Here is an 8324-nt window from a genome sequence, read left to right on the forward strand (position 1 = left end):
ACCCCGGCACTCCCGCCGGGGGCGGGCGGCAGGGCAGAAAGCGGCATCATCGGCAGGGTCCTTTGGTCCAGGGTCTGCCGTTAACTATTCAAGACCCGTGCCAACTTGGCGGCGAGCCCCCAGAACTTGCGGCGCGGCGCGCGCCGACATGGCTTTTTCCTGAGCGACGGCGCGGTCCTGCACGGCGGCGCGGCTGCGTTCGGCCTGAGCCAGTTCCTGCTGCTTGCGATCGGCCAGCGCTTTGGCCTGCAAGGCATCGCCAGTGGTGGTGCGGGTGATGGCCTGCAGTCCTGAAACAAAATGCCCAATCTGGCGCAGTTCCAGCCCGTCGGAAAAGCGGGTGCGCGCCGCATATTCATCGGTCATCGCGCGGGTCCGTTCGGCCAGAGCCTCCAACTGCGCCAGCGTGCCTTCAGCGCGCGCGGCTTCTGCCGCTGCAGTCTGCTTGGCGATCGCGCGAACCCGTTCGAGCCGTTGCAGCCGTCGCAGCCGGGCGCGTTCAGCCTGCATGGCCGATCAGTTCGGCCAGCTGGGCCTGGCTGGTGCCCAGCGGCACAGTGCTGCGCGCGGGCTGGCACAGGAATTCCACCAGATCGGCGTGCATCGCAATCGCGCGGTCCAGCTGCGGATCGGCTCCGGCGCGGTAGGCCCCCATCAGCACCAGATCGCGGTTGGCTTCGTAACTGGCGGTCAGCGCCCGAAATTCGCGGGCGAGCGCCTGATGTGCCGGACTGACGATATCGGCCATGACGCGGCTTAAAGAGGCGGCAATGTCGATTGCCGGATACTGTCCGCGCTGGGCCAGTTCGCGGCTGAGCACGACATGCCCGTCAAGGATCGAGCGGGCGGTATCGACCACCGGATCGTCCTGGTTATCGCCGTCCGCCAGCACGGTATAAAGCCCGGTGATCGAGCCCCCGCTGGCGGCCGAATTGCCCGCGCGTTCGACCAGCTTGGTGATCGTGGCCAGCGCAGAGGGCGGATAGCCGCGCGCCGCGCCGGGTTCGCCCAGCAGCAGCGCGATTTCGCGCCCGGCATGGGCCACGCGGGTCAGGCTGTCCATGATCAGCAGCACCTTGCGGCCCTGCGCCCGGAAATGTTCGGCCAGGCTGGTGGCCAGCATGGCTCCGCGCAGCCGCAGGTTGGGCGCGTGGTCGGCCGGCACGGCGATCACGGCGGTGCGGGCGCGCTTGTCCCCGGCCATGTGGCGTTCGACAAAGTCCGACACTTCGCGCGCGCGCTCGCCAATCAGGCCGACCACCACTACTTCGGCTTCGGCCCCGGTGGCGATCATGTCGAGCAGAACCGACTTGCCCACCCCCGAACCGGCCATGATCCCGATCCGCTGGCCCACGCCAAACGTGGTCAGCGCATTGAGCGCGCGAACCCCGGTGTCGAAACATTCGCGCACCGGGCTGCGATCAAGCGCCGAGGTGCGCAGGCCGCCCGCTGGCCATGATCCTTGCGGATGCAGCGGCCCCAGTCCGTCGATCGGTAGCCCTTCGCCATCGACCGCACGGCCCAGAAACGCTTCACCCACCGGCAGCATGCCCGGCCGCCCCTCGGTCCGCACCCGCGCGCCGGGGCGCAGCATCACGGTATCGCCCAGCAGCATCATCAGCGTGCGGCCATTGCGGAACCCGATCACTTCGGCAGTCAGCGGCAAGGCGCGGCCATGCGCAACCTTGCACAATGCACCGACCGGCGCGGACAGGCCCGAAACTTCCAGCAGGCCGCCGTCGCAGGCCATGAGCAGGCCATAGCGCCCCGGGGTCAGATCGATATGGGCCCCGGCCATTTCATCCAGCAGGGGATCGAACAGTTTCAGCATTGTCCCAGCGCCTCGGCAATTGCGCGGCGCCAGTGGCCGGGGCCATCCTCGACCCCGCCATTGACGGTTTCGACCCGCAGCGCGCCGCGTTCAAGCGCGGGATCGGGCTGGACCTCCAGCCCTTCGGGCAAGTGTTTGCCGACCAGCTTGAGATCTTCGGGGTGGAGCCGCAGCACCCGTTCGTCGTCGGCCCGCGCCAGCATCCCCGCCGCGCGCTCGACCCGCGCGGCAAGCGCCGCCTTGTCCAGCAGCAGCGGTTCGATCGCGGCTTCGCACAGCGCTTCGACCGTGACGTACAGCTTCTTCCGCAAGGCCTCGGCAAGTTCGCCGTCCAGCCGGGCCAGCGACAGTTCGATCGCCGTGCGGGCGGCATCGGCTTCTGCGGCCAGCAGTTCCGATTCCTGGCGGGCTTCGCTCACTCCGGCCTGATAGCCTTCGGCCCAGGCCAGCGCGAGCGGGTCTTCCGGCTCGGCTTCGGGTGGGGGCGGCGCTGCGCTCACCGCCCCCGAGAAGCGCGGATCGCTGGCAAAGCCCGAAGGCCCCGCCAGCGCCGCAAGCGAGATCCGGGCAGGTTCAGACATATTCGTCGTCGCCGCCGCCCACACCGAACACGATCACGCCTTCGGCCGACAGCCGCCGCGCAGCCGCGACGATCGCTTTTTGCGCTTCGATCACATCGGCCATTTTCAGGCGGCCTCGCGCGGCGATTTCATCCTTCACACCGTCGGCGGCGCGGCTCGACATGGCGCGGAAGAACACGTCGCGGTTGGCTTCGTCGGTGCCTTTCAGTGCATCGATCAGCACATCGCTTTCGACCTCGCGCAGCAGCGATCCCATCGCCTGCGGATCGAGCGTGAAGAGGTGTTCGAACTTGAACATCTCGCTCTCGATTTCCTTGGCGAGGTTTTTGTCCATCCGGTTGATTTCCGGCATGATCCGCTTTTCGGCGCCCTTGCCGGCCTGATTGATAATGTCCGCCGCTTCGCGCGGGCCGCCCATGGTCAGCATGGCCTGGCCGTGACGCTCGCCAATCCGTTCCTGCAGCAGCGCGTCAAGCATCTCGATCGCCTCGGTTGAAACCGGGCCCAGCGTGGCGACGCGGTGGACCACCTGGGTCTGCATGTCGGCGGGCAAGGCGTGGAGCACTTCGGCGGCGGTTTCGGCCTCCAGCTGGACCAGCAGCACGGCCAGGGCCTGGGGGTGTTCATCCTTGACCAGCGGGATCAACGCTTCGGCGGTCAGCCATCGCGCCAGTTCGATCGCGGGGGCGCGCTCTTCGCCCAGCGGCAGGATGCGCTGCATCAGGCTGTCGGCTTTCACTTCGCCTACCGCCCGGTTCATCAGCGTGCGGACATGATCGTTGCGGCCGCGGGCACTGATGCCGCTGCGTTCGGTGTTCTTGACGAAGCCCTGGATCGCCTGCGCGATCAGGTCTGGACCGATCTCCCCCAGCGCGCACATCTTTTCACCCAGCAGTTGCAACTCGGTCGGCTCCAGCTTGCCCAGGATCGCGGCGGCCTGGTCTTCTTCCAGCAGCATGACCATCACGGCGGCGCGTTCGGCCAGGCTCAGGCTGGGGGCGGTGTGGGGCAGGTCAGTGGGTTCGGCGCTCATTGTGCGGCCTCCGGATTGGGCTGTTCGGCCAGCATCTGGCGCAGGGCGTGGAGCGCATCGTCAGGCTTTTCCTCTACGATCCGCTGGGCCAGGCTGACCTGCCGGCCAAGCAGCGCGGCATCGACCGGCTGCGCGGCGGCATGGGGCTGATTTTCGCCATCCTCGCTTTCGTCTTCCTCGCCGGGCTCGCCTTCGGCGGCCTTGGCGGCTGCTTCAGGCTCGCGCTTCAGGGCCTTGACCAGCGGACGCACGCCCAGCAGCAAGACCAGCAGCACGGCGAGCAGGGCGACCACGCTGCGCACCACCATGGCAAACCACGGGGCTTCGTAGAACGGCACGCCACTGTCATCGACGGGTTCGAACGGGCGCTGCAGCACGGTCACCTGATCGCCGCGCTGGGCATTGGCACCCACTGCGGCAGAGACGAGCTGCTTGATCTGTTCGATGTCGGCCGGTTTGGCCCCTTTGAGCGCCGCCTGGCTAAGCGCAACCGCGACCGAGACGCGCCTGATCTTGCCCGGTCCGGCATTGGCGACCGAAACTTCGCGGCCCAGTTCATAGGTGCGGGTCGCGCTGCTTTCGCCGTTGGCGGCTGCGGCTGCGCCAGGGGCGGCAGGAGCGGTTCCCGGCGGAGCGCCGGGCTTGGCGACGGTGGCGGGTGGCGGAGTGTTGGATACCACGCCGGGAATCCCCCCGGCCTGACCCGGGCCACTGGTTTGCGAAGCGGCCTGGGTTTCGCTGCGCAGGACGCCTTCCTTGTCATAGCTTTCGCGCGCGCTGGTAACCTGGTCCATATCCAGATCGACCTGGATTTCGCTGGAAAAATTGCCCGCGCCGAGCATCGGGGTAAGCAGCGCATCGATCTGGTTGCGCAGCTTTTCCTCCATCCGGCCTTGCAGTTCGAGCCGGTCGGAATCCGCTCCGGCGCGGTCGCTCAGCAGGCGGCCGTGCTGGTCGATCACGCGCACCGCATCGGGCGTGAGCCCGGGGACCGATCCGGCGACCAGGTTGACCACGGCGGAAACCTGGCTGTCGGACAACTGGCGGCCCTGTGCCATACGCACCATGACCGAGGCGGTGGGCGGGGTATCCTCGCGCACGAAGACCGATTTGGCGGCTTCGGCAAGATGGACACGGACGGCTTCGACGCCTTCGATCTCCTTGATCGTCAATTGCAATTCGTGTTCGCGCGCGGCGCGCAGGCGTTCGCCCTCCAGCGTGCGGCTGGCGCCCAGCGGCAGGTTGTCGAGGTTGGACTGGGCATCGGGCTGGGCCAGCGCCCCGTCCGATGCGACCAGCATCCGCGCGCGGTAAAGCTGGTCTTCATCGACGGTCAGAGTGCCGGTCTGGTTGTCGATCTGATAACCGATCCCCGCCTTGTCGAGGCTGGAGACAACCGTGGCGCGGGTGCTGTCATCAAGCTGGGAATAGAGCACACGCTGCGGCGGGGTGGCGATCATCGACCAGGTCAGCGCGGCGGCGCCCACGGCAGCGAGCCCGGCAAACCACGGCAGCGCCTTGCGCACCGCGGGCTGGGCGGCCAGGCCGCGCAGCCGTTCCAGCGGGGTGCCGCTGTTCAGCACGGCAAGATCGAGCGCGGGCGCGGGCGGCGCTCCGGCAGCGGCGGGGACGAGGTCAGCCATCTATCACACTCCCATCCGCATGATGTCCTGATAGGCGGACAGCAGCCGGTTGCGGACTTGCAGGGTCGCTTCAAAGGCGATCCCGGCTTCCTGGCGGGCCAGCATGACTTTGGCGACATCGGTCACCTCGCCGCGCTGATAGGCTTCGCTCAGCCCTTCGGCCTTGCCCTGGGTCTGCTTGACCTGGTCGAGCGCGCTTTTGAGCGCGTCGGTGAACTGCCCGGCCGGGCTCTCCGGGGCGGCCGGTTGCGCCGCTTGCGCGCCCGGTGCATGGAGCTGCTGAAGCAGCTGCGAGCGATCAAGGATCTGCTGCCGCATCGCCATGATCTGCTGCAGGCTGCCCGCGCCGCCGATTCCGCCGATCCCGCTCATCGCCGGGCTCCGGCGACCGCGCGGGTCATTTCAATCCCGGCTTCGCGGAACGAGGCGAGCCGGTAGCGCAAGGTGCGCTCCGAAATCCCCAGCTCGCGCGCTGCGGCCACCCGGCTGCCGCCGCAAGCGCTCAGCACTTCCATGATCGCGCGGGCTTCGCTGAGCTGGACGATGTTGGACAGCTTGCGCGGCACTTCCTGGACCGGCGCGGGGGCCGTTTCGCCTACCAGCCGGGCGGTATGATCGAACACGATATGGGCCGGGGTGATCTCGGCCTGACCATCGGCCAGCAGGATCGCGCGGCGCATCACGTTTTCCAGTTCGCGGACGTTCCCGGGCCAACCGTGATCGCGCAGCATGGCCAGCGCGGCATCGGAAATCCACGGCAGCGCGCGGCCTTGCGGGGCGTGGCGCAGCAGCATCGCGAAAGCCAGCGGGGCCACATCCTCACTGCGGTCACGCAGCGGACACAGCGCGAGGGGGAAGACGTTGAGCCGGTAGTAGAGGTCCGGGCGGAACCGGCCCTCGGCCACTTCGGTCGGCAAGTCGCGGTTGGCGCAGGCGATCACGCGGACGTCGATCTTGATCGGCTGGGTCGCGCCGATCGGCACCACCTCGCCCTCCTGCAGTGCGCGGAGCAGTTTGGCCTGGAGCGAGAGCGGCATTTCCGCGATCTCGTCGAGCAGCAGGGTGCCGCCATCGGCCGCACGGAAAAAGCCCTCGCTGGCTTCGGTCGCGCCGGTGAAAGCGCCCTTGCGGTGGCCGAACAGCATGGCTTCCAGCATGGTTTCAGGCATGGCCGCACAGTTGACCGCCACGAACGGGCCGTCCCTGCGCGGGGAGCGGGCGTGGATGAACCGGCTGAGCACTTCCTTGCCGGTCCCGGTCGGGCCGTTGATCAAGACCGGGATCTCGCTCGCCGCCAGCCGTTCGGCCAGGGCCAGGATCGACAGGCTTTCCGGATCGGCCGCGATCGGCATGCCCGGTGCGGCGAGCGCGGCCAGCAAGGCTGCCAGCGGGGCATCGGTGGAAGCATCGCGGTACGTCAGAACAAACCGGCCGCGCGTGGGTTCGCGCACCAGTGTGTTCGCCGTGCCGCGCTCCAGCGTCACGCATGGACCCGGGCCAAGCGGCGCGGCGTCCCTGGCGGTGCGCAGCAGCGGCGTGCCGGCCGTGCCCAGTGTCGCCACGATCGCGGCGGCGCGCTGCACCAGCGCTGCGTGATTTTTCGTCACCCCTTCGCTCTGGGCTAGAGATGTCATCGTTCGGTCCCCTGGTTAACCATATGTCAGGGGGGCCTTTTGCGCGCAGAACGTCAAACGCTCCGGTAATTTAAGGCCTCGGGCGAATACCTAGGAAAAAGGCTGCCATGACCCCGGCAGAAATTTGCCGCCGGCCCTTAACTTTGCCGGAAATGCGTCGGTCTTGGTCCCGGCAGCCGCTCCGGATGGTCTGGTGAGGCTTGCTTTCGGGACAATCCACGGGAGTTACACATGGCCGTAATCAACACCAACATCAGCGCGATCAAGGCCTCGAACGCCTCGACCGCCGCGAACAAGGGACTCAGCGTCGCGATGGAGCGACTGTCGACCGGCAAGCGCATCAACAGCGCCAAGGACGACGCAGCGGGTCTCGCCATTTCGACCACCATGACCTCGCAGGTGCGTGGCATGAGCCAGGGCATCCGCAATGCCAATGACGGCATTTCGCTGGCCCAGACGGCCGAAGGTGCGCTGTCGGAAGTCAGCAACATGCTGCAGCGCGTGCGCGAACTGGCCGTCCAGTCCAGCTCGGGCACCTATCAGGCGTCGGACCGCACCTACATGCAGTCGGAAGTCACCGCGCTGACCGAACAGATCGACGACGTGCTGACCGGCACGAAGTTCAACGGCAACGCGCTGTTTTCGACCACGGCCGGCACCGATGTCACCTTTGACATCCAGGTCGGTTCGGAATCGGGCGAAACCATCACCCTGACCTCCTCGGCGATCGACGGCGGCAACATCGATGCCACCGCGCTGGATGTGACCACCTCGGCGCTGGCCAGCACCACGATCGACAACGTCGACCTGGCGCTCGCCGACGTCAACGCGGCCCGTGCGGGCCTGGGTGCCGGTCAGAACCGCCTTGAATCGGCGGTCAACAACCTGACCAGCAACGTCACCAACCTGTCCGACGCGCGCAGCCGGATCGAAGACGCGGACTATTCTTCGGAAACCACCGCGATGGCCAAGGCCCAGATCCTCAGCCAGGCTTCGACCGCGATGATCGCGCAGGCCAACCAGAGCCAGCAGAACGTCCTGTCGCTGCTGCGCTAAGGTCGAACTTTAGCCCTCTCCCCTTGAGGGGAGAGGGTTGGGAGTGGGGAGTGCGCTGCCTTTCCCCTCTCAACTCCGGCTAGGCAGCAAGCTGCCAAGCCTGCGTATCTCTCCCCTGAAGAGGAGAGAGCAGGTTAGCCGACCTACCAATTGCCTGTCCCTTCCAGGCACGGCCCGGCGATCCTCCCCTGATCGCCGGGCCTTTTTGGGTTACGCCACCCGGACAAGGTGACACCAGGGTGACACCCTGTCCGGGCAGAGTTTCCTTGTCCGCCAATACTTTGCGGCAAAAAAGGTGACAGATCTGCGTTTTTGAGGGCGTTTTTGCCCTGAAGACAGGAAATGCGGACCGACAATGAGAAAGAGCGGCGGATTTTATGACAGGTTCGGCGCGTGTAGGAAAATGGGTTTTGGGGGTGGGGCGAACAGCCAAAACCCCCCGTCGCCCCGGGCTTGACCCGGGGCCTAGCTGCCTTTGGCGGCAGTGCGGCATACTCTGACGCCGGCAAGAAGAAGCTGGACCCCGGGTCAAGCCCGGGGTGACGG

General features: G+C 67.1%; 8 protein-coding genes. 1 reads left to right on the forward strand and 7 read right to left on the reverse strand.

The genetic code is table 11. The features are described 5' to 3' along the window. Positions 1–84: 84 nt before the first annotated feature. The 7 genes from MNBBLIKP_RS01465 to MNBBLIKP_RS01495 are packed head-to-tail and all read right to left on the reverse strand — an operon-like array spanning position 85 to position 6722. Positions 85–510 (reverse strand): hypothetical protein, encoded by a 426-nt coding sequence (locus tag MNBBLIKP_RS01465; protein WP_088306756.1) that lies wholly within the window; start codon positions 508–510, stop codon positions 85–87. After that, positions 500–1831, reverse strand: coding sequence for a FliI/YscN family ATPase (locus tag MNBBLIKP_RS01470; protein WP_088306758.1), 1332 nt, complete (start codon positions 1829–1831; stop codon positions 500–502). Before MNBBLIKP_RS01470 ends, MNBBLIKP_RS01465 begins: the two co-directional genes overlap by 11 nt. Continuing rightward, positions 1825–2412, reverse strand: coding sequence for a FliH/SctL family protein (locus MNBBLIKP_RS01475; RefSeq protein ID WP_088306760.1), 588 nt, complete (start codon positions 2410–2412; stop codon positions 1825–1827). Before MNBBLIKP_RS01475 ends, MNBBLIKP_RS01470 begins: the two co-directional genes overlap by 7 nt. Beyond that, a complete protein-coding gene (gene fliG / locus MNBBLIKP_RS01480; protein WP_088306762.1) occupies positions 2405–3445 on the reverse strand; it encodes a flagellar motor switch protein FliG in 1041 nt (346 codons plus the stop codon). The genes MNBBLIKP_RS01475 and fliG overlap by 8 nt, the downstream gene beginning before the upstream one ends. Further along, positions 3442–5088: a flagellar basal-body MS-ring/collar protein FliF gene (gene fliF / locus MNBBLIKP_RS01485; protein WP_088306764.1), complete on the reverse strand. Its 1647-nt coding sequence runs from the start codon at positions 5086–5088 to the stop codon at positions 3442–3444. Before fliF ends, fliG begins: the two co-directional genes overlap by 4 nt. Positions 5089–5091: 3 nt before the next feature. Next, entirely contained in the window at positions 5092–5460 is a 369-nt protein-coding gene (gene fliE, locus MNBBLIKP_RS01490) for a flagellar hook-basal body complex protein FliE (protein WP_088306766.1), read from the reverse strand. Next, a complete protein-coding gene (locus MNBBLIKP_RS01495; RefSeq protein ID WP_088306768.1) occupies positions 5457–6722 on the reverse strand; it encodes a sigma-54 interaction domain-containing protein in 1266 nt (421 codons plus the stop codon). Before MNBBLIKP_RS01495 ends, fliE begins: the two co-directional genes overlap by 4 nt. 231 nt (positions 6723–6953) lie before the next feature. On the opposite strand from MNBBLIKP_RS01495, the gene MNBBLIKP_RS01500 reads away from it, so the two are divergent. Then, positions 6954–7778 (forward strand): flagellin N-terminal helical domain-containing protein, encoded by an 825-nt coding sequence (locus MNBBLIKP_RS01500; RefSeq protein ID WP_088306770.1) that lies wholly within the window; start codon positions 6954–6956, stop codon positions 7776–7778. Positions 7779–8324 lie beyond the last annotated feature (546 nt).

The organism is Novosphingobium sp. B 225 (assembly GCF_002198665.1).
Lineage (GTDB): Bacteria > Pseudomonadota > Alphaproteobacteria > Sphingomonadales > Sphingomonadaceae > Novosphingobium.

What these genes read in the sequence shown, in the direction of transcription:
- MNBBLIKP_RS01500 (WP_088306770.1), top strand. Translation starts at nt 6,954, where the DNA reads ATGGCCGTAATCAACACCAACATCAGCGCGATCAAGGCCTCGAACGCC.
- fliE (WP_088306766.1), bottom strand. Translation starts at nt 5,460, where the DNA reads ATGAGCGGGATCGGCGGAATCGGCGGCGCGGGCAGCCTGCAGCAGATC.
- fliF (WP_088306764.1), bottom strand. Translation starts at nt 5,088, where the DNA reads ATGGCTGACCTCGTCCCCGCCGCTGCCGGAGCGCCGCCCGCGCCCGCG.
- MNBBLIKP_RS01470 (WP_088306758.1), bottom strand. Translation starts at nt 1,831, where the DNA reads ATGCTGAAACTGTTCGATCCCCTGCTGGATGAAATGGCCGGGGCCCAT.
- MNBBLIKP_RS01475 (WP_088306760.1), bottom strand. Translation starts at nt 2,412, where the DNA reads ATGTCTGAACCTGCCCGGATCTCGCTTGCGGCGCTGGCGGGGCCTTCG.
- MNBBLIKP_RS01495 (WP_088306768.1), bottom strand. Translation starts at nt 6,722, where the DNA reads ATGACATCTCTAGCCCAGAGCGAAGGGGTGACGAAAAATCACGCAGCG.
- MNBBLIKP_RS01465 (WP_088306756.1), bottom strand. Translation starts at nt 510, where the DNA reads ATGCAGGCTGAACGCGCCCGGCTGCGACGGCTGCAACGGCTCGAACGG.
- fliG (WP_088306762.1), bottom strand. Translation starts at nt 3,445, where the DNA reads ATGAGCGCCGAACCCACTGACCTGCCCCACACCGCCCCCAGCCTGAGC.